18 protein-coding genes are annotated in these 19,802 nt (G+C 69.6%); 10 read left to right on the top strand and 8 right to left on the bottom strand.

Annotated elements, in window-relative coordinates; all coding sequences use genetic code 11:
* Positions 1-101 precede the first annotated feature (101 nt).
* Positions 102-635 carry a hypothetical protein gene (locus G6038_RS04860; RefSeq protein WP_165036183.1) on the bottom strand — a complete coding sequence of 178 codons (534 nt, stop codon included), beginning with the start codon at positions 633-635 and terminating at the stop codon, positions 102-104.
* A gap of 447 nt (positions 636-1,082) precedes the next feature.
* Here G6038_RS04860 and G6038_RS04855 point away from each other — a divergent pair, with 447 nt between their 5' ends.
* From G6038_RS04855 to G6038_RS04835, 4 genes are all read left to right on the top strand, one after another.
* A complete protein-coding gene (locus G6038_RS04855) occupies positions 1,083-1,310 on the top strand; it encodes a hypothetical protein (RefSeq protein ID WP_165036182.1) in 228 nt (75 codons plus the stop codon).
* Between the two features lie 61 nt (positions 1,311-1,371).
* Entirely contained in the window at positions 1,372-1,650 is a 279-nt protein-coding gene (locus tag G6038_RS04850) for a hypothetical protein (RefSeq protein ID WP_165036181.1), read from the top strand.
* A gap of 1,361 nt (positions 1,651-3,011) precedes the next feature.
* A complete protein-coding gene (locus G6038_RS04840; protein ID WP_165036180.1) occupies positions 3,012-3,740 on the top strand; it encodes a hypothetical protein in 729 nt (242 codons plus the stop codon).
* Between the two features lie 104 nt (positions 3,741-3,844).
* Positions 3,845-4,534 carry a ceramidase gene (locus tag G6038_RS04835; RefSeq protein WP_165036179.1) on the top strand — a complete coding sequence of 230 codons (690 nt, stop codon included), beginning with the start codon at positions 3,845-3,847 and terminating at the stop codon, positions 4,532-4,534.
* 144 nt (positions 4,535-4,678) lie between these two features.
* On the opposite strand, the gene dmpG is transcribed toward G6038_RS04835, so the two are convergent.
* The 3 genes from dmpG to G6038_RS04820 are packed head-to-tail and all read right to left on the bottom strand — an operon-like array spanning position 4,679 to position 7,496.
* Complete coding sequence (gene dmpG / locus G6038_RS04830; RefSeq protein WP_165036178.1) at positions 4,679-5,746, bottom strand: 4-hydroxy-2-oxovalerate aldolase; 1,068 nt, start codon at positions 5,744-5,746, stop codon at positions 4,679-4,681.
* Positions 5,747-5,751: 5 nt separating this feature from the next.
* Positions 5,752-6,681 carry an acetaldehyde dehydrogenase (acetylating) gene (locus G6038_RS04825; protein ID WP_165036177.1) on the bottom strand — a complete coding sequence of 310 codons (930 nt, stop codon included), beginning with the start codon at positions 6,679-6,681 and terminating at the stop codon, positions 5,752-5,754.
* A 29-nt stretch (positions 6,682-6,710) separates the two neighbouring features.
* The gene (locus G6038_RS04820) at positions 6,711-7,496 is read right to left on the bottom strand and encodes a 2-keto-4-pentenoate hydratase (protein ID WP_165036176.1); all 786 of its coding nucleotides are present in this window, start codon (positions 7,494-7,496) and stop codon (positions 6,711-6,713) included.
* A 131-nt stretch (positions 7,497-7,627) separates the two neighbouring features.
* On the opposite strand from G6038_RS04820, the gene kstD reads away from it, so the two are divergent.
* From kstD to G6038_RS04805, 3 genes are read left to right on the top strand one after another with little or no spacing between them, the layout of a single operon-like run.
* Positions 7,628-9,340 (top strand): 3-oxosteroid 1-dehydrogenase, encoded by a 1,713-nt coding sequence (gene kstD / locus G6038_RS04815; RefSeq protein ID WP_165036175.1) that lies wholly within the window; start codon positions 7,628-7,630, stop codon positions 9,338-9,340.
* Positions 9,341-9,390: 50 nt separating this feature from the next.
* Positions 9,391-10,251 carry a MaoC/PaaZ C-terminal domain-containing protein gene (locus tag G6038_RS04810; protein WP_165036174.1) on the top strand — a complete coding sequence of 287 codons (861 nt, stop codon included), beginning with the start codon at positions 9,391-9,393 and terminating at the stop codon, positions 10,249-10,251.
* Positions 10,252-10,308: 57 nt separating this feature from the next.
* On the top strand, positions 10,309-12,054 hold the full coding sequence (locus G6038_RS04805) for a cholesterol oxidase substrate-binding domain-containing protein (RefSeq protein ID WP_165036173.1): 1,746 nt from the start codon (positions 10,309-10,311) through the stop codon (positions 12,052-12,054).
* Between the two features lie 145 nt (positions 12,055-12,199).
* Here G6038_RS04805 and G6038_RS30890 read toward each other — a convergent pair whose 3' ends face one another.
* Positions 12,200-12,655 carry a hypothetical protein gene (locus tag G6038_RS30890; RefSeq protein WP_206024287.1) on the bottom strand — a complete coding sequence of 152 codons (456 nt, stop codon included), beginning with the start codon at positions 12,653-12,655 and terminating at the stop codon, positions 12,200-12,202.
* A gap of 176 nt (positions 12,656-12,831) precedes the next feature.
* Here G6038_RS30890 and G6038_RS04795 point away from each other — a divergent pair, with 176 nt between their 5' ends.
* Positions 12,832-13,440 (top strand): TetR/AcrR family transcriptional regulator, encoded by a 609-nt coding sequence (locus G6038_RS04795; RefSeq protein ID WP_165036172.1) that lies wholly within the window; start codon positions 12,832-12,834, stop codon positions 13,438-13,440.
* On the opposite strand, the gene G6038_RS04790 is transcribed toward G6038_RS04795, so the two are convergent.
* Positions 13,432-16,050, bottom strand: a complete 2,619-nt coding sequence (locus tag G6038_RS04790) for an AMP-binding protein (protein WP_346772741.1) — start codon at positions 16,048-16,050, stop codon at positions 13,432-13,434. The genes G6038_RS04795 and G6038_RS04790 overlap by 9 nt on opposite strands.
* A 9-nt stretch (positions 16,051-16,059) precedes the next feature.
* Positions 16,060-16,626 carry an AFG1/ZapE family ATPase gene (zapE, locus tag G6038_RS04785; RefSeq protein WP_240918299.1) on the bottom strand — a complete coding sequence of 189 codons (567 nt, stop codon included), beginning with the start codon at positions 16,624-16,626 and terminating at the stop codon, positions 16,060-16,062.
* 51 nt (positions 16,627-16,677) lie between these two features.
* Between zapE and G6038_RS04780 the strand changes: the two genes are divergently transcribed.
* Both G6038_RS04780 and G6038_RS04775 read left to right on the top strand, forming a co-directional pair.
* A complete protein-coding gene (locus G6038_RS04780) occupies positions 16,678-17,292 on the top strand; it encodes a TetR/AcrR family transcriptional regulator (protein ID WP_165036291.1) in 615 nt (204 codons plus the stop codon).
* A 9-nt stretch (positions 17,293-17,301) separates the two neighbouring features.
* On the top strand, positions 17,302-18,081 hold the full coding sequence (locus G6038_RS04775; RefSeq protein ID WP_165036171.1) for an IclR family transcriptional regulator C-terminal domain-containing protein: 780 nt from the start codon (positions 17,302-17,304) through the stop codon (positions 18,079-18,081).
* 247 nt (positions 18,082-18,328) lie between these two features.
* Here G6038_RS04775 and shiA read toward each other — a convergent pair whose 3' ends face one another.
* Positions 18,329-19,693 carry a shikimate transporter gene (shiA, locus tag G6038_RS04770; RefSeq protein ID WP_165036170.1) on the bottom strand — a complete coding sequence of 455 codons (1,365 nt, stop codon included), beginning with the start codon at positions 19,691-19,693 and terminating at the stop codon, positions 18,329-18,331.
* Positions 19,694-19,802 lie beyond the last annotated feature (109 nt).

Raw genomic sequence — 19,802 nt, 5'->3', positions numbered from 1 at the left:
CACCGTTGTGCGTCCCGCTCGCCAGGTTTCCTTTCAACCGGTGACGCCAGGACGCAGACGCCAGACTCCTCGCCCGAGATGGCAGGTGGACGCCCGTCGCATCACGTGCCGTGGCCGGCAGTGGCAGCGATAGTCCGCACGGTGGCACGCATGATGTGACCGACGAAGGGCCGGATCAGCCACCAATACCGCAGCATTTTCCTCCGGGATTGCGGATCGGTGGTGGCCGTGCGGCATTCGTAGCTGAGCACACTGCGGCCGGAGCCGTTGGGCCGGATCAGGAAATGACAGCCGATCTTGCCCCAACCCGGCTCGTCGAAGGCGGCGAAACGGTCGAGTGGAACGTCGCGCCATTCGATGTCGGTCTGCCAGAACTTGCCGACAGCGCCGAAGGCGATCTCTCGAGGCGGCACTTCTCCGAGAACAAGCCAGCCGGGCAACCCGGCCGACGACGGGTCCGCGAACATGCGCAGTTCGGGCAGCCGCGGCGACGGCTTGCGCGCCAGACGTGCGGGCAGACTGCGCACGAAGAATGCCGAGGTCAGCAGCGGTGTGCGCACGCTGAGAAAATCGAGGTCGTGGGCCGCCCGGAAGGTGGCGGACACGTCGGCCTCGACCGCCACGTGTTCGGTCAACGCGACGTCGTAGATCGGCAGATGGACATCGAGCAGATCGCGGGGGACGGTGTCGTCGCCGGAGCCGGCTCCTGTCATTCCTTCACCATACGGGCCGAGCGCTCACCGGACAGCGCCTTTCCCGCGACGATGTCACCGGTGCGACGTTTGCCCGGTACCGTAAGCCGGACAACCCTGCCCGCCGCGGAAACGTCGACGAAGAGCACGTGCCCGTGGCCGGATGCCCGCACGTTCTCGCCCCGGCATCCCGAGAGGATCCTCACCGTTCGGGGCATCACGTACCCGTGGCGACGGCGACGCCGCCGGCGGTCGACTCCACGCAGGTGTCGGCCCGTCACGGGTGCCCGGTATCCGTAGCCTCGACAGCCACCACTCGGCCGCGAGGGCATCCGAGATCCCCCGGAACGACGCCAGGGCTTCTCCCACCGTCTTCCGGATCGCGGTCCTGTGCCGTTCTACGCGGACATCGAGACCGCAACCCACGACCCCGCCGCGGCGCAGGAATTGTTCGACGAGCTTGCCGCCGAGGGGAAGCCTGTGTCCTTCACGTTCCTGGCGTACACCTCGGTCGAGAACAAGGCGGTCGCCGAAGCAGTCCATGCGCACCTGCGCGCGTTCGACCACGTCGATGTCCGACTCGAGGTCATAAATTCGCCTCGGCTCTGCCGCGGCTGAACAGTCACGATTTCGATGTCGCGATCACGTCGGCGACAATTCTCGACCTCGATACCGCGCTGTGGGCCAACTTCCACAGCGATTCGACCGGCAACTTCACCGGTATCGAGGACCCCGAGCTGAACGCAGTCCTCGACGACGGCCGAAGGGCCCCGAACTCGACGACCGCATCGCCGCGTACGAGATCGCGCAGGAGCGGATCGTCGAGCTGACCCCCGTCGTGTGGTACATCCGCACAGCACCGGCCGCTGTGATCGGCAACGGCGTCCAAGGCGTGCAGATGTACGGGATGGGCTCGATCCGGCCCGAGCTGCTGTGGACGACTGACAGCAGCAATTGAGTCGATCGGTGGGGGTCATGCCGGTACGGGCCGCCCAGGAACTTGCCCGAGGGCCATCTCCAAGTCCTCCTCACCGGGCTGCGGGTGCACGAGGTCGAGGTACTCGGCCATGTGCATGGCGTTGTGCGGTCGGCCTGCGTTCTCCAGGGTTGCCAGAGCTCGGCCATGCTGGGGGTATCCGGCTCTCTGGGTGGCGAGCTCGCCTATCGCTACGGGGGTGTGTGCGGCCGGCGAAGCGACCCAGGTTCACCTCGCCGTCCCCCACCTGAGAGACGCAAGGAGATCCTCACTGCGTTGACCACAAGAGAGGACATGGATCTCGCTGCACTGGTGACCTGGCTTCTGACCGCCGGCGGTGGTTTCGTTCTTCGCCACCTGGATCGTCAAAGGCGGAGCTCGCCAGCCCCGAGCGACCCGGTTCCCGCCGGCTGTCGGCTGCGGTCACTTCGCTCTGGCCGTCGTAGCCGCCCACGGCGTCTTCGCTGTGGCAACCGTGGTGCTGGTCTTCCTCACCGCGCTGGAGACAGGAGGTAGCTGAGACCGCGATCGACGCCCGGCCCGCCAGAACTCCGTGCTCTTCTTCACCTCCGGACTGAGCAAACGGGACCTTTCCCCGAGGCAGCGGCGGGTCTGCAGGAGCTGGCCGCCAACGTCACCTCCGCAGTGCGCACGATGCGTCCCGAGACCTTCGGCAAAACACTCACCGCCGCCGAAACCGCCCTCGAGGCCGTACTGCTCGCACCGTTCGTGCCCTCCGCCCTGGCCGGGCGCTCTGGTCGCGTTCAGCGGTGGACTGCTGACCATGTACTGAAAGACCTCGGGCATGCACGAAAACGGCTGGGTCCGGCCCACCCAGAACGGCCCCGCCGTCGCCGAGGACGTCTGGATGCTCGGCATCGGTACCGCACTCGTGGTCGATGGTCCCAGCCTGCGTGCACCGCGAGCGGTCCGAACGGAATGTGGTTTCGCAGGCGCACAAGTTTTGTCGAGCCTTGAGGTGATGCATCCGTCGGCGATGATGCGAGGGACGCACCCGCCGAGCCAAAGCAACCCGATGCTTGCTCAACCGAGTTGCCGGTATGAACCAGCACCCCCTCGCGCGGCATAGGCCACACCGACGCCGCCTCACGCGGACCTTGCCGGGTCCGCCACTACGAACGACAAGATCGCTGGGCGTCGTTGCAGTACCGGGGAGTTCTGGCCGACCTCCCGACCGACCCACTCTTCATCCGCCGAATTCGGCCGGCCCGTCTCGGTAACCCGTGACGGGAGCCTCGGCGTGGTGCCTGCGCCCCGGAGACGAGACCTACGACGGTGCGGTGTGCCGGCGACCGCCCGAGCACTCCGTAGACTGGCGAGGCATGAGTGATGCGGACATCCACTTCTACTTCGACCCGGTGTGCCCGTTCGCCTGGATGACCAGCAAATGGGTGCGCCTGGTCGCGGCCCAGCGCGAATACCGAGTCGACTGGCGGTTCATTTCGCTGCGCCTGATCAACGCGCACGTCGACTACGACGCTCACTTCCCGCCCGAGTACGAAGCCGGTCACACGAGTGGGCTGCGGCTGCTCCGGGTCGCGGCGCGAGTGCGGACCGAGCACGGGCGCGAGGCGGTGGATCCGCTGTACCGGGCGCTCGGTGCGCGGATATTCGAGACCGCGCCGGACGCCGACAACACCGCCGGACCGGAACAGCAAGGAACACGGGCTTTCCTCGAGCCGATCCTGGCCCGGGCGGGCCTACCCGTGCAGGTGGCGGACGCGCTGGACGATCCCTCGCTCGATGCGCTCATCCAGGCGGAGACCGACGAGGCACTGCGCCTGACCGGCAAGGACGTCGGCACGCCGATCATCCACTTCCAGCCGCCGAACGGCGTGGCCTTCTTCGGGCCGGTGATCAGCCGGCTACCCGACGAAGAGGATGCCCTCCGCCTGTGGGACCACGTCGTCGGGCTGGCGAGCTTCCCAGGCTTCGCGGAACTCAAACGTAGTCTGCGTGAGCTACCGCAGCTGCCGGGTCTCGGTGTCGCTCTCGACGAGGTCGGAGTGGAGCAGGACTGGCACGGTGGAAGTCGACGAACCGAGAGATGAGCAACCAGCGCCGGCCACTCCGGCACCGTTCGGCCCGACAACCAGGTCGAGACGACTTCCGTTGTGTATATCCGACGCGGACCGGTAACGGATAGCCTCGAGCCATGATGCTGGCGAACGTCTGCGAGCTCTCTCGAGACGCAGGCTTTCTCGGGCAGCCAGCGGCCGCCGTCACCAGCCTGGCCTTCGTGATCGCCGGCCTGGCCGTGCTCGCACGTCGTCGGCACGGCACGCCGACGGTGACCTACGGTCTCCTCGTCATCGCGGTCGGCGTCGGATCCCTCGTAGCGCACGGACCACACCCGCCGTGGCAGGCCTACGCACACGACATACCGATCGCGACATTGCTCGCGTACATAGCCGTCGACGCCGCCTCCGACCGGTTCGACCGACCGCTGTCGCCGCGGTGGTGGCTCGTCGTTCCGCTCGTGATGGTTCCCATCGTCGCAGCCGGCTCGAGCGCCTCCACGATCGTGCAGGCACTGCTCGCCGCGGTCACCGTGGGACTCGCCCTGGAACGCGCCCGCGTCCGTCCGCACCTGCGCCGCACGACGATCGTCGCGGCACTGCTTCTCGCGTCCGGCGCCGTGCTCGGCACCATCGGCGACCGGACCTCGCTCTGCCGGCCGAGTAGTGTCCTGCAAGGCCACGCGCTGTGGCATATCCTCGCCGCCACCGGGCTGTGGCGGCTCTCGCCCACGATCGGTTCACAGTCCCCGCGGATATCGGCCAGGAGATCGTGGCATCGGTCGGGCCGGGCCGGGCCGGCCCGGAGACGGCCCAGTCAGGCTTGACCGCGTCGGTGGCACATGCACCGTCATTCATCCACCCGGCTACGGGCAGAGCACCCCGGGGGGAGCGCGCGAGCGCAGCGACGGTTCCCGGGGCCGAATGTCACATTGCGTCGATCGGATCGACGCCATGTGACATTCGGTCGGTCAGGCGGACTGCTGTTCGCGCTGGAGTTCGAGGGCGATGTCGATCAGCTGGTCCTCCTGACCGCCGATGAGCTTGCGTTTGCCGGCCCGCACGAGCAGCTCCGCGGCGGAGACCCCGTACCGCACGGCCTGGCGCTCGGCGTGGCGCAGGAAGCTCGAGTACACCCCGGCGTAGCCCATCATCAGGGCCTGGCGGTCGAGCAGGCACTCGGCGGGCATGACGGGGCGCACGACGTCCTCCGCAGCGTCCGCGACGGCGAAGAAGTCGATGCCGGTCTTGATCCCCACCTTGTCGCACACACCGACGAACGCCTCGACCGGGGTGTTGCCGGCACCGGCGCCGAAGCGGCGGGCCGACCCGTCGATCTGCTTGGCACCCGCGCGGACCGCCGCGATCGAATTCGCCACGCCCAGGCCGAGATTCTCGTGCCCGTGGAACCCGACCTGCGCGTCGGAACCCAGCTCAGCGACGAGCGCCTCGACGCGTTCGGCGACCTGCTCGAGGACGAGCGCGCCGGCCGAGTCGACGACGTACACGCACTGGCAGCCCGCGTCGGCCATGATGCGGGCCTGCTCGGCCAGCTTCTCCGGGGTGACGGTGTGCGCCATCATCAGAAAGCCCACGGTCTCGAGCCCGCGCTCGCGGGCGAGCCCGAAGTGCTGGACGGACACGTCGGCCTCGGTGCAGTGGGTGGCGATGCGGCAGATCGAGGCGCCGTTGTCCTGCGCCTCGAGAATGTCCTCCTTGATGCCGACGCCGGGCAGCATGAGGAACGCGATCTTCGCGTGCTGCGCGGTGTCGACGGCGATCTTGATCAGTTCCTGCTCGGGCACTTTCGAGAACCCGTAGTTGAACGAGGATCCGCCGAGGCCGTCGCCGTGCGTGACCTCGATGACGGGGACGCCCGACAGGTCGAGGGCGGCGACGACGGCGCGCACCTCCTCCCGGTCGAACTGGTGACGCTTGTGGTGCGAGCCGTCGCGCAGCGACGTGTCGGTCACCCGGATGTCCCACGACGGCTCGAAGAAGATGTCGTCGCGGCGGAGATCGTTGTTCGTAGCGGTCATCGGAGTCACGCCTTCACGGAGGTGTTCGAGGGGAGGGAGTCCGCCGAGAGGAGTTCGCGGGCGATCTCCTCGCCCACCTTGGTGGCGGCCGCGGTCATGATGTCGAGGTTGCCGGCGTACGGGGGCAGGAAGTCACCGGCGCCCTCCACCTCGACGAAGGTGGTCACGGTGGCGTACCCCCCGGACACGACGGTCGGGTCGTCGAACTGCGGTTCGTTGAGCAGGCGGTAGCCGGGCACGTACTCCTGCACGGCGGCGACGACGCGGTGGATGGACTCGGCGATCGCGTCCCGGTCGGCGTCCTCGGGGATCGCGCAGAAGATGGTGTCGCGCATGATCATCGGCGGGTCTGCCGGATTCAGGATGATGATCGCCTTGCCCTTGCGGGCCCCGCCGATGGTCTCGATGCCCCGGCTGGTGGTCTTGGTGAACTCGTCGATGTTGGCGCGGGTGCCCGGCCCGGCGGACACCGACGCCACCGACGCCACGATCTCGGCGTAGGGCACGTCCACCACCCGGGAGACGGCGTGCACGATCGGGATGGTGGCCTGACCGCCGCAGGTGATCATGTTGACGTTGGGCACGTCGAGATGCGCCCCGAGGTTCGCGGGCGGCACGACGGCCGGTCCGACGGCGGCAGGGGTGAGGTCGATCGCCCGGATGCCGGCCGCCTCGTACCGCGGTGCCGCCGCCCGGTGCACGTACGCGGACGTCGCCTCGAAGACGAGGTCCGGCTTCTCGGGCTGTGCGAGCAACCAGTCGATGCCCTCGGCCGACGTCTCCAGGCCGAGCGTGCGGGCGCGGGCGAGGCCCTCGCTCGCCGGGTCGATGCCGATCATCCAGCGAGGCTCGAGCAGGTCCGAGCGTTGCAGTTTGTAGAGCAGGTCGGTGCTGATGTTGCCCGACCCGACGATCGCGACACGTGCCTTGGCCATTGTTTCTCCTTGCAGTCGGGACCGGGTGGTCACGAGAACGTGAGCGAGACGGAGCCCAGTCCCGCGAACTCGGCGTGGAACTCGTCGCCGGGGCGCGCGTCGACGGCCCGGGTGCACGAGCCGGGCAGGACGATGTCGCCCTCCTTCAGCCGCACCCCGAAACTCTCGACCTTGCGGGCGAGCCAGGCGACGGCGGTGACGGGATTGCCGAGCACCGCGTCGCTGCGCCCCTCGGCGATGCATTCGCCGTTGCGGGTGAGCACGGCGTCGATGCCCTTGATGTCGACGTCGGACGGCGCCACCCGTTGCGCGCCGAGCACCCATCCGGCGGACGAGGCATTGTCGGCAATGGTGTCCGCGAGGCCGATCTTCCAGTCCTTGATCCGGCTGTCGATCAGTTCGATGGACGGCGCGAACGCGACGGTGGCGTCGAGGACGTCGCTCTCGGTGCAGTCCGCGCCGGGCAGGTCCTTGCCGAGCACGAAGGCCACCTCGACTTCCACCCGCGGGAAGCAGTACCGCGAGGTGTCGACGGACCGGTCCTCGAAGACCTGCATGTCGTCGAGCAGGTGGCCGTAGTCGGGTTCGTCCACGCCCATCATCTGCTGCATGGCCAGGGAGGACAGCCCGACCTTGTGGCCGACCACGCGGGCACCGGCCGCGAGCCGGCGACGGATGTTGATCAGCTGGATCTCGTAGGCGTCGACGACGTCGATGTCGGGGTGCCGGGCCACGAGCGGGTCGACGGGGGTGCGGTCGCGTTCGGCGGCGTCGAGCTCGTCCGCCAGCCGGGTGCGCAGTTGCGTCGGCAGCATTGCGGTTCCTTCCTGTTCACCGGCGACCGGCATGTTCTGCAACCTGTTTCCGTTCGGCCCGTGGTGTGCGGGTGATTCTTCCTGGCAGAGGGGATGGACTCACCGCGCCATCATTCTATAACGTGTTCTACATGATCAAGCAGGAATACGACATCGTCGTAGTCGGCAGCGGTGCCGGCGGAATGACCGCCGCGCTGACCGCCGCGCACCAGGGCGCGAGCGTCGTCCTGATCGAGAAGGCACCCCACTACGGCGGCTCGAGCGCGCGCTCGGGCGGCGGGGTGTGGATCCCGAACAACGAGGCCCTGAGGGCCGCGGGGGTCACCGACACCCCGGACTCGGCCCGCACCTACCTGCACAGCATCATCGGCGACGTGGTGCCCGCCGACAAGATCGACACCTACATCGACCGCGGGCCGGAGATGCTGTCCTTCGTGCTGAAGCACAGCGCCCTGGAACTGCAGTGGGTGCCGGGCTACTCCGACTACTACCCCGAGGCCCCCGGCGGCCGGCTCGGCGGGCGGTCCGTCGAGCCGAAGCCGTTCGACGGCAAGCGCCTCGGCGACGACCTCGCCCTGCTCGAGCCCGACTACGTCAAGGGCCCGCCGAACTTCGTCATCACCCAGGCCGACTACAAGTGGCTCAATCTCCTCATGCGCAACCCGCGCGGACCGGTCCGCGCCGCGAAGGTCGGCATGCGGTACCTGTGGGCACGCGCGACGAAGAAGCACCTGCTGGTCCGCGGCCAGGCGCTCATGGCCGGACTCCGCGTCGGCCTGCGCGACGCCGGGGTACCGCTGCTGCTGAACACCGCCCTGACGGACCTCGTCGTCGAGGACGGGGTGGTGCGCGGTGTGCGCGTCGAGTCGGACGGGCGGGCGCGCACCATCCGGGCCCGCCGCGGCGTCGTGATCGCCTCCGGCGGCTTCGAACACCACGAACAGATGCGCACGCAGTATCAGCGCGCCCCGATCGGCACCGAGTGGACCGTCGGCGCGAAGGCCAACACCGGGGACGGCATCCGTGCGGGCCAGGCCCTCGGTGCCGCCGTCGATTTCATGGACGACGCCTGGTGGGGCCCGTCCTTCCCGCTCACCGGGGGCCCGTGGTTCGCCCTGTCCGAGCGCAGCCTGCCGGGCTCGATGATGGTCAACGCGGCGGGCCGGCGCTTCGTCAACGAATCCGCTCCGTACGTCGAGGCGGTGCACGCCATGTACGGCGGCCGCCACGGCCGGGGCGACGGACCCGGCGAGAACATCCCGTGCTGGATGATCCTCGACCAGCGCTACCGCAATCGCTACACCTTCGCCGGCATCACGCCCCGCAGCCCCTTCCCCAAGCGGTGGCTGAAGGCGGGTGTGGTGGTCGCGGCCGGAACGATCAACGAGCTCGCCGAGAAGATCGGCGTGCCGGCGGACGCCCTCACCGCGACCGTCGCACGATTCAACGGCTTCGCCCGCGCGGGCCGGGACGAGGACTTCGGACGCGGCGAATCCGGCTACGACCACTACTACGGCGACCCGCGCAACAAGCCCAATCCGAGCCTCGGCGCCATCGACAAGGCCCCCTTCTACGCGATCAAGGTGGTGCCCGGCGATCTCGGCACCAAGGGGGGCCTGCGCACCGACGCCGACGCCCGGGTCCTGCGCGAGGACGGGACCGTCATCGAGGGGCTCTACGCGGCCGGCAACGCCAGCGGTCCCGTCATGGGCCACACCTACGCCGGCCCCGGCGCGACGATCGGCCCGGCCATGACCTTCGCCTATCTCGCGGTCCTCGATGCCCTCGGCCGACCGGACCAGCCCGCCGCGCGGCCGGTCTCCGAGACCGCCGAACAGCACTGAGCCGCAGTCGATCCAGCCGAGCCCCGTCCGCCGAACAGAAAGGGTCCCGCGTGCCCATCGATCCCGCCGTCGCACTCGGCGCCGAACTGTCCGCCCAGAAATTCGCCTGGAGCAGCAGCGACGTCCAGCTCTATCACCTCGGTCTCGGCGCCGGCGCGCGTCCCACCGACCGCGGTGAGCTGCGCTACCTGCGCGACGGCGATCCGCAGGTCCTGCCCACCTTCGCCACCGTCGCCGCGACGTTCCACGCCACCGAGCCGCCGAAGGTCTCGTTCCCGGGCATCGAGATCGATCTGGCGAAGGTGGTGCACGGCCGCCAGGAGGTGACGGTGCACGCTCCCCTACCACCGGAAGGCAAGGGCCGCACCGTGACCCGAATCGCCGAGGTGTGGGACAAGGGCAAGGCCGCGGTGATCGTGCAGGAGTCGACGACCACGGATCCGGCCGGCACCCCGCTGTGGACGGCCCGCTCGTCCATCTTCGCCCGCGGCGAGGGCGGCTTCGGCGGCGAACGCGGACCGTCCGAGTCCGTCGAACTACCGGACCGGACACCCGATTTCGAGGTGGACGTCGCGACGCTGCCGCAACAGGCCCTGCTGTACCGGCTGTGCGGCGACCGCAACCCGCTGCACTCGGACCCGCAGTTCGCGCAGGCCGCCGGGTTCCCCGCTCCGATCCTGCACGGGCTGTGCACGTACGGGATCGTCTGCAAGACGCTCACCGACGCGGCGCTCGACGGTGATGCCGCGTCCGTGCGCGGATTCACGGCCCGGTTCGCCGGCGTCGTCTTTCCCGGCGAGACCCTGCGGGTGCGCGCCTGGCGCACCGGCGACCGGCTGCTCGCGAGCGCCGCGGTGGTCGAGCGCGACCTCGCGCCCGCCCTCACCGACGTGGTCCTCACCATCGCCTGACACCCCCTCCTCCCCCAGCACCGGCCCGGCACGGGCCGGTGAGAAAGCAGTGTGTTCATGACGATTCGCACCGCACCCCTGCGCCTGTCCCGCCGGGGTTTCCTCGCCGCCGGCGCGGGCGCGCTCGCCGCCACCGCGCTCGGCGGCTGGACCCCCGTCCACGCCGTACCGGCCGGCTCGTCCGGCGCCACCCTGACCACCCCGGCCGCGTTTCCCGACGGCATCACCCTCTACCAGCAGGCCTACCAGAACTGGTCCAAGGAGATCATGCTCGACGCGATCTGGACGTGCACCCCGCGCAGTCCCGAGGACGTCGTCCGGCTCGCGAACTGGGCCCACGCTCACGGCTACACCATCCGGCCGCGTGGCGCGATGCACGGCTGGACTCCGCTGACCATCGTCAACGGCGCACCGGTGGACAGGGTGATCCTGGCGGACACGATGGCGCACCTGAACGGGGTGGCGGTGCACTCCGGTTCGGATCCCGCCACCGTCACCGCCGGAGCCGGAGCCACGCTCGACGCGATCACCACGGCGCTGCAGGGGCACGGCCTCGGCTGGGCCAACCTCCCCGCCCCCGGCGTGCTGTCCGTCGCCGGTGCCCTGGCCGTCAACGCGCACGGTGCGGCGCTGCCCGCCGACGGCGAAAAGAACGTCCCGGGACACACGTTCGGCTCCCTGAGCAATCTCGTCACGGAACTGACCACGGTGGCGTGGAACGGCAGCGAGTACGCGCTGCGCACCTACACGCGCGCCGACGCGGACATCACCGCGCTGCTCGCCCACCTCGGCCGGACGTTCGTCACCTCGGTCACCTTGCAGGCCGGCCCGGACACCCGGATGCGGTGCCAGAGCTACACCGACATCGACTGGCGCGAGCTGTTCGCGCCTGCCGGAGCACCGGGACGCACCTTCGAGAGCTTCGTGCGGGCCTGCGGGCGCGCGGAGGCGATCTGGTATCCGTTCACCGACAAGCCGTGGATGAAGGTGTGGTCCCTCGCTCCGCAGAAGCCGGCGACGTCCCGAGAGGTGTTCGGCCCGTACAACTATCCGTTCTCGGACAACGTCCCCGAGCCCGTCACCGACCTGCTCGGGCAGATGACGGCCGGCAACCCCGCCATCGCGCCGGCCTTCGGGCAGGTCTACTACAACACCACTGTCGCCGGCCTCGCCGCCACGAACTCGAGCGACATCTGGGGCTGGTCCAAGGACCTGCAGTTCTACATCAAGGCCACCACCCTGCGGCTCACGGAGGGCGGCGGCGCGGTCCTGACCAACCGCGCCAACATCGCGAACGTGATCCACGACTTCACACAGTGGTTCCACGAACGCATCGAGCACTACCAGGCACTCGGCCGGTACCCGCTCAACGGCCCGGTCGAGATCCGATGCTGCGGACTCGATCAGCCCGACGACGTGCGGGTCCCGTCCGCCGGGGCCCCGACCATCTCCGCGACCCGGCCGCGACCCGACCACCCCGAGTGGGACACCGCGATCTGGCTCAACGTGCTCGGGGTGCCGGGCACCCCCGGCATGTTCGCGTTCTACCGCGAGATGGAGCAGTGGATGCGCGGTCACTACAACAACGGCGACTCCACGTTCCGGCCCGAATGGTCCAAGGGCTGGGCGTTCGGTCCCGAGCTGCCGTACACGGACCAGCGGGTCATCGAGCAGGTCCTGCCCGACACCTACCGGGAGGGCGTGCCCGCGGACGAGAACTGGGACTCCGCGCGGGCGGTGTACAACCGGCTCGACCCGCACCGGGTGTTCAGCAACAGCTTCATCGACCGCCTGCTGCCCTGACGAGAAGGCGCCGGATATCCGCGCCCGCCGGTGCTACCCGCGCGCGTCCTCACGCGCTCGGGTAGCACCGGCGGCGCGCAAGCATGGTGACGGCCGAGGGCCCGGACGGTCATGCGACCGATCCCGGCCGCGACGGCTCGTGCGTTCACCGTCGTTGCCACAGCCCGACAACCGCCACCACCCCGGCCAGGCAGGGAAGCACCAGAAGCCAGCCCAGCAAGGGTGCCAGGCCGACCTCGCCGGAGGTGTCGGTGACCGTGAGCCCGGCAAGTGTGATGCCTGCTGCCGCGACGAAGACGACGGGCGCGGCCCAGCGTATCCAGCCCCTGTCGGCACGTACCGCCCGGATCGTGACGAGCCAGCTGATGAGGCCGAGGCCGCCCACGACGGAGAGGATCACCAGGTACGCCGTGACAGCCGCGTCGACCTCGCCGGCACTGTACGACGGATATCCGTGCCGGATGTGGTCGGCCAGCACATGCGTGGTGGCGCGATCGACGAACGGGTAGAGGGCGGCAAGGACCGTGAAGGCGAGTCCGGTCCACATCGCCGCAAGAACGGTGCGATGTCGCGATCCCTGGGTTACGGCTTCAGAAGTCATGGTGGCTCCCTCGTCGGTGGAAGGCGGTGATCGTCGTGGCAACCTGACCGTCACCATCAAAATGAGAGTAACTTTCCGATGGACACCCACTCTACCGCCCGATGGGTGACATGCAACATCCGAACGACAGCCGCTGGCGGACTGGTAGTAACTCTCCAAGCCGTATGCTCGGCCGAATGGCCGGTCTTCGCGAACAGTGGCGGCGTTCCGCCATGCGCACGATTCAGGAACGAGCTCTCGACCTGTTCGACGAGCGCGGATTCAATGCCGTCACGATCGAGGAGATCGCCGCGGCCGCCGAGGTCTCACCGTCCTCGGTGTACCGCTACTTCGGCACCAAGGAAGGTCTGCTGGTCTCCGACGAGTTCGACGTGATGAGCCAGGAGACGCTCTCCGGCATTCTGGATCCGACGGACCCGATCGGAAGCCTGCTCCAGGTGGTTCGACGATACGAGGCGGCGCCCGCCGGCTCGACCGAACACGACAGCGCGCCGACAAGCAGTAGGAGCCCGTGGCGCCGGGTGCGTTACTTCTTCACCGAGCCGTCCGTGCGCACGGCGGCTCTCGCGGAACTCGACCGCGCTGCGCAGCGCATCGCGCCGCTGCTCGTCACCGACAAGGGGCTCGACCGGACCCAGGCCCGTGTCGCCGCGAACGCGCTCGTATTCGGCTACTTTGCCGCACTCGAACTGTGGTTCGACGACGGCGGCACCCGCCCGATCGCCGACTATGTCGACAAGGGCCTGAGTCCTCTCCACAGACTCTGGGCGACGGACTCACCCTGAGGTCGCTCCGCCGAGCCGGCGGCCGCGGTCGTGGACCGACCCGGATTCAGCCCGCGGCGATTCCGGTCGCGCACTGCTCGGCTTCAGGGGCTTCACGCGGCTCGTTCGAATGCTGTTGCCGAGCGGCCACAGCCGCACCCACAGCTGCCAGTACGCCACACCCACGACGAGCGACGCCGCGAACGCGAGCCACGGGTCGATGTCCCGCAGCAGCGGATAGACCGTGAAGTGGGTCAGGTAGATGTACAGCGACGAGGCGGCGAGCACCTCGGCCGGCCGCACCAGCAGCGCCGGCCACCAGGTCCGCGGCACCCAGATCAGCAGGAGTATTCCGCCGATCACGAGAGCGGTGCGGTCTGTTTCGGCGTGGAAGAAGCCCGGCACCGTCGCCACCGCCAGGACGGACACCACGAGCCGCTGCCACACCGCGGTCGCCCGGGCGGCCGCCCAGCCGAGCGGGAACAGCCAGAACACCACGTACGACGCCAGGATCTGACTGGTCGGCATGTCCGGCCCGAGCACCTCGTACCGGGTCAGCAGGCCCACGCCCACCAGTGCGAGCGGGAACGCAAACGGGAACCGTCGTTCGTGCCGGTCGAACCACGGCACCGCGAGCAGCGCGGCGACGGCGAGCAGCGCGTACACCAGCGCCTCGATGAACCAGTACCGCCATTCCTTCGTCCACGCGGGCGGTCCGAGCACCCCGTTGAGCAGAAACACACTCGACCAGCGGTACTCGCCGGTGAGCGCGTGCACCGCGCCGATCCACACGACGGCCGGCGCGGCGATCCGGGCGACGCTGAGCAGGGTGGTGCGCAGTCGCTCGGCGCGGGGCTTGGGCAGCTGGAATCGCGCGTAGTTGTAGCCCGCGGCCGCGAGCAGCACGTGCGCCCCACCGACGAGGGCGAACAGGTGCAGGTGCGAGCCGACGATGAACACGATCGCTACGGCGCGAATGAGCACGTTGGTCTCGACGATCCGCCAGCCCCACGGCGTCCGGCGCGACGACGGGCTCAGCTCACGCAACGGCGTCGTCGGCCAGTCCGCGGGCAGATGCCCGAGCAGCCGCTCGAGCCGCACCGACATGCGCACGTACGACAACGAGTCGCCACCGAGGTCGACGAACGTGCTGTCGTCGGTGACGTCGTCACGGCGGAGAACGTCCGCGTACAGCTCCCGCAGCTCCCGTGGGTCCACGGCCCGTGCCGCGGGCGCCGGCTGCGGCGGTTCCGGGGCGGCGCCGAGCGCGGCGACGGCGCGGTAGTCCGGTTTGCCGTTGGGGGTGCGGGGCAGCTCGGCCACGACGCACACCCGCACCGCGGACTCGGGCAGCCCGCTCGCGCGGGCCGCGATCGCCCGCACATGCGCGGCGTCGGCTTCCTCGACGGCGACGATCAGTTCGTCGTCGCCGCCGGCGCAGCACGCGACGAGTTCGTGGCGCGCGAGGACGGATTCGATGCGCTGCAGGTCGATGCGCAGGCCGAACAGCTTCGCGAAGCGCGAGCGGCGGCCGACGATCCGGTACAGCCCGGCGTCGGTGCGGACGGCGAGGTCACCGGTGCGCAGTTCGTCGACGACGCGCCCGAGGGCCAGCTCGGCGGGGTCGGTGGCATAGCCGAGCATGACGTTGGGCCCGGTGTAGACGAGTTCGCCGGCACCGTCGCCGGCCTCGGGCACGGGGTCGATGCGGAAAGCGCCGCCGGGGACGGGGACGCCGATCGTGCCGGGGTGCTCCGCGGCGAGGTGCGGGGGCAGGTAGGCCATGCGGGCGGTGGCCTCGGTCTGGCCGTACATGACGAAGAACTGCCACCCGTCGCGGCGGCCGACGTCGACGTAGCGGCGGACGCGGTCGGGGTCGAGACGGCCGCCGGCCTGGGTGACGTAGCGCAGGTTCGGCAGGTCCATGTCGGCGAAGCCGACGCGGTCGAGCAGGTCGAACGTGTACGGCACGCCGGCGAGGGCGCTGACCCGGTGCCGGCGCACGAGGTCCCAGAATCCCCGGTCGGTGACGGACCGGTCGGTGAGCACGATCCCGGCGCCCCGCAGCAGGTGGCTGTGCAGCACGGACAGGCCGTAGCAGTAGTGCATCGGCAGGGTGGTGATCGCGCGGTCGGTGTCGCGGATGTCGAGGTAGTCGGCGATGGCCTCGGCATTCGCCTGCACGTTGCGCTGCGACAGGCGCACGAGCTTGGGCGAGCCGGTCGAGCCGGAGGTGCTGAGCAGCAGCGCGAGGTCGGGATGCAGGTCGTGGGTGGTGCCGTCGGCGAGTTCGTCGATCCGGTCGCCGTCGACGACGACGTCGGGCCGGTAGGCCCCGATCGTCGCGGCGAGGGCCTCGGGCCGGTCGCCGGGCACGAGCAGCACGGGATGACCGGCGGTCAGCGCCGCCAGGTAGGCCACGATCGGGTCGACGGCGTTGGCCCCGGCGACGAGGACGAGACGCCGGGTGGTGCCGAGGCGGTCGGCGACGGCGGCGACCCGCTCGGCCAGGTCGCGATAGGTGATCTCGGTGCCGTCGCAGACGAGTGCGGTCCGTTCGCCGTGTTCGGCGAGATGTCGGACGAACGGAACCGTCGGACAGTCGACGAGCTCGGAAGAACGTGGTACCACCGCGGCAGTCTATAAGGTTTGGCTGTCCTGAATCCAGGCCCGGGCGGGTTCGCGGAGCAGGGCGAGGCGGCTGAGCAGCCGGTCGACGTCGGGTTCGGCGGGGACGGACGTCGCGAAGTCGGCGCGCGTGACGGTGGCCGACACCGTGAGCCGGACGTCGGCATCGCACAGCACGTCGACGACGTTGCCGAAGCGGCGCAGGGCGTCCGGGTCGAGCTCGCGCAGCGGCGGAACGCCGGTGACGATCCACTCGCGGTGGGCCCGGAGGACGGCGAGGTAGTCGGCGGGCGCGGTGGGGGCGCGGCACAGGTCGGCGAAGTCGAACCACACGACGTCGCCGCGCACGGCGAGTGCGGGTAGCGCGCGGCCCGACGGTCGCAGGGTTCGCCGCTCCCCCGGGTCCGGAACGTCGAGGGCGCCGGGCGGGAGGAACTCGCCCGACGCGAACCCCTCGCCCGGGGTGGCCGTGCCGGTGCGGCGACGGTCGATCGGCCCGCCGACCTCGACCACCTCGAGCCGGCCTTCGAGCAGGGCGATGGTGGGCTCGAACAGGTGGTGGAACAGGGGGTTGGGCAACAGGCCCGACGGTGGCTAGTTGGAGGTGGCGACGAGCGCGACGCCCTCGACCTGATCGCCCGCGACGGACTGCGCGCGCTGACCCACCGCGCCGTCGACCGCGCCCTCGCCCTGCCCGACGGCTCGTGCTCGTACTACTTCCGCACCCGCGGAGCCCTGCTCGACGCCGCAGTGCACCGGCTCGCCGAGCGATCGCGCGACGCGTTCGAGCACTCCGGTCTCACCCGCCCGCCGACCCCGCCCGACGTCGACGCCGCGGCGCGAGCGGTCGCGACGGCACTCGACCGCGACCTGGCCCACCGCCGCCGGGATCTGCTCGTGCGGTACGCCCTGGCCACCGACCCGACCATCGGCGCCGAGCAGCGCGCCGGCCTTGCGACCGCCCTGTTCTCCCGCGCCGCCGCGCGCGACCTCGTGGCCGCCTGCGGCGCCGACGACGCCGACTCCGCGGCCGCCGATCTCGTGAGCCTGGTCGAGGGACTGACCGCAGACCGGCTGCTCGGCGCCCGGTCGCTGGACGGATTCGTCGCCGGCACCGCCGCGAGCGTCGCGCAATTGACCCGACCGATCGCGGTGTACCTCCGGGGCCTCGACGGGGGCGGCGGCACCGGCCTGCCTCCCGGGAGGCCCATCCGTGAGTCAGGTGAAGACACGTGGCGTGCCTAGGATTGGCTCATGCGATCGGCCGCCGGTGAACGGTACTTCCTCGAGTCTCTGGACCGTGGGCTCGCGGTGCTCGAGTGCTTCGACGAACAGCACCGGGAGCGCACTCTCAGCGAAGTGGCCCAGGTTGTGGGGATCACCCGATCGACAACGCGGAGAATCCTGCTGACCCTCGTCGATCGCGGATTCCTGCGGCAGGAGGGCCGTCGCTTCATGTTGACCCCGCGCGTTCTCCGTTTCGGCTTCTCCTACCTGTCGGGTCTCGCGCTCCCGCAGCTGGCCGAACCGCACCTGGCGAAACTCGCCGCCGAACTCGAGGAAACCGTCTCGGTCACCGTGCTCGACGGATCGGACGCACTCTACGTCGCGCGGGTCCGTTCGCCGCGGATCGTGCGGATCGCGATCTCGGTCGGCATGCGCTTCCCGGCGTACGCGACCTCGCACGGCCGGGTCCTGCTGTCCGGCCTTACCGCCGAGGAACTCGACCGCTACCTGGAGACGACGGAACTGCGGGCGTTCACCGACCAGACCCTCGTAGACCCGGACCGGCTGCGCGCCGAGATCCTGGCCACGGCCGCGCGGGGATGGGCGCTGTCCGAGGACGAACTGGAACTGGGGGTTCGCGGCGTCGCCGTGCCCATCCGGGACCGAACCGGCCGGATCGTCGCCGCCCTCACCTCCTCCCTGCAGAACATCGCGCATTCCGGCGCGGACGTCGAGGCACGAGTGGTCTCCCGATTGCAGGAAGCGGCCCAGCGGATCGGGGCCGATCTCGCGATCAGCGGACCGTGAGCCGTGCGCGGTGTCGGCGGTTCCCGTTCCGTGCTCGGCCGCACCCGGCCCGGCGAGGCGGATCAACCGGTCCGTGCAGCATGGTGTGATCGAGAATCCCTTGTACGTAAGGGATTTCGAGCGCTCGGCTCTCCGGCTGGTGGAGCGGCGGAGCGAACGATCCTCCGATCGCCCCTCCGTCCGCCCCGCACGCAATGGTGTCCGCGCCCCGGGCCCCGTCCGTCGCCGCCTCCGGTCGATCCGCGTCTCAGGGCGCGGTCGCGACAGTCGATGTCCGTGACGCCCGGGCGGTCCGGCCGGCGTCACCGTGGTCGTGTCCGAGCCGCCAGGCGATGACCCCGGAGATCACGCATCCGCCGGCGAGATAGACCGCCACCAGGTGCCACGATCCGCCGGAGACGGTGACCAGGGCCGCCGCGACGAAGGGGGTGAAGCCACCCCCGACCGCGCTGGCGACCTGGTAGCCCACCCCGGCGCCGCTGTAGCGGTACTCCGCGCCGAACATCTCGGTGAACAGCGGCTGCTGCACGCTGACCACCATGTCGTGGGCGATGTTGACCAACAGCACCGCGAAGATGACGGTGCCGATCATCGAGCCGCCCTCGAGCATCGCGAAGAACGGGAAGGCGCAGACGGCGCCGAGTGCGGAACCGAGCATGTACACCCGGCGACGCCCGTACCGGTCGGACAGCCACGCGAACAACGGGATGGTCACCATTCCGAGGGCACCGACGAGCAGGCCGACGTTGAGCATGAAACTGCGTTCCATGCCGAGTTCGTTGGTGGAATAGCTGAGCGCAAAGGTCGTGACGATGTACATCGAGAACAGCTCGACGAAGCGCAGACCGATGATCTGCAGAAAAGCCTTGGGATGCTTGGTCAGTGCTTCCACGAGGGGGATGCGCTTGCGGCTCTGCCCGCCGAGCTCCGCGTCGAGCTTCTCGACCTTCTCGGTGAACTCCTGACTCTCCTCCACGCTCGAGCGCACCCACAGGCCGAAGGCGACGAGCACGATGCTGGCGACGAACGGAACACGCCACCCCCATTGGGTGAAAGCCTCGTCGGTCGTGACGCTGCTCATCAGCATGACGAATCCGGTGGCGAGGATCAGGCCGACGGAGTAGCCGACCTGTACGCCGCTGCTGTAGAGAGCCTTCTTCTTCGGTGGCGCGCTCTCCACCGCCATCAACGCGGCACCACCCCATTCACCGCCGACCGCGAATCCTTGCACAGCCCGCAGCGTGACGAGCAGGACCGGCGCCCACCACCCGATCGACGCGAAGCTCGGCAGCAGGCCGATCAGGGCAGTGGCGCTTCCCATGATCACGATGGTGAGCACCAGCATCCGCTTGCGACCGAGGCGGTCGCCGAAGTGACCGAAGACCACTCCACCGAGCGGCCGGAAGAGGAACCCGACGCCGAAAGTTGCGAACGCGGCGAGCGTGCCGATGGCCGGGCTGACGTTGGGGAAGAACTCCTTGTTGAAGACGAGCGCGGCCACCAGGCCGTAGAGGATGAAGTCGTACCAGTCGATGACGGCGCCGACGAAGCTGCCGAAGGCTGCGCGCCGAGCCCGAGACTCGCCTGGGCCGGCGGGGTGCCGATCGTTCATACCCGATCCTCGATCCGTGTGTTCGTAATGCGAACGCGTGTCCGCTGAGTGGATACGCGTGACGGTAGACACCTCCCCGGAGTGTCGTCAAGACGAGCGGCGGGTGGCG

The organism is Rhodococcus sp. 14C212 (assembly GCF_011058195.1).
Classification (GTDB): domain Bacteria; phylum Actinomycetota; class Actinomycetes; order Mycobacteriales; family Mycobacteriaceae; genus Rhodococcus; species Rhodococcus aetherivorans.
This window is presented reverse-complemented; position numbering and strand designations above follow the sequence as displayed.

Coding starts and splice junctions, on each gene's coding strand:
- G6038_RS04840 (WP_165036180.1), top strand. CDS start 3,012: ATGAGTGATGCGGACATCCACTTCTACTTCGACCCGGTGTGCCCGTTC.
- G6038_RS04795 (WP_165036172.1), top strand. CDS start 12,832: ATGGCCGGTCTTCGCGAACAGTGGCGGCGTTCCGCCATGCGCACGATT.
- G6038_RS04805 (WP_165036173.1), top strand. CDS start 10,309: ATGACGATTCGCACCGCACCCCTGCGCCTGTCCCGCCGGGGTTTCCTC.
- G6038_RS30890 (WP_206024287.1), bottom strand. CDS start 12,655: ATGACTTCTGAAGCCGTAACCCAGGGATCGCGACATCGCACCGTTCTT.
- G6038_RS04820 (WP_165036176.1), bottom strand. CDS start 7,496: ATGCTGCCGACGCAACTGCGCACCCGGCTGGCGGACGAGCTCGACGCC.
- G6038_RS04775 (WP_165036171.1), top strand. CDS start 17,302: ATGCGATCGGCCGCCGGTGAACGGTACTTCCTCGAGTCTCTGGACCGT.
- dmpG (WP_165036178.1), bottom strand. CDS start 5,746: ATGACCGCTACGAACAACGATCTCCGCCGCGACGACATCTTCTTCGAG.
- G6038_RS04835 (WP_165036179.1), top strand. CDS start 3,845: ATGATGCTGGCGAACGTCTGCGAGCTCTCTCGAGACGCAGGCTTTCTC.
- G6038_RS04825 (WP_165036177.1), bottom strand. CDS start 6,681: ATGGCCAAGGCACGTGTCGCGATCGTCGGGTCGGGCAACATCAGCACC.
- kstD (WP_165036175.1), top strand. CDS start 7,628: ATGATCAAGCAGGAATACGACATCGTCGTAGTCGGCAGCGGTGCCGGC.
- shiA (WP_165036170.1), bottom strand. CDS start 19,693: ATGAACGATCGGCACCCCGCCGGCCCAGGCGAGTCTCGGGCTCGGCGC.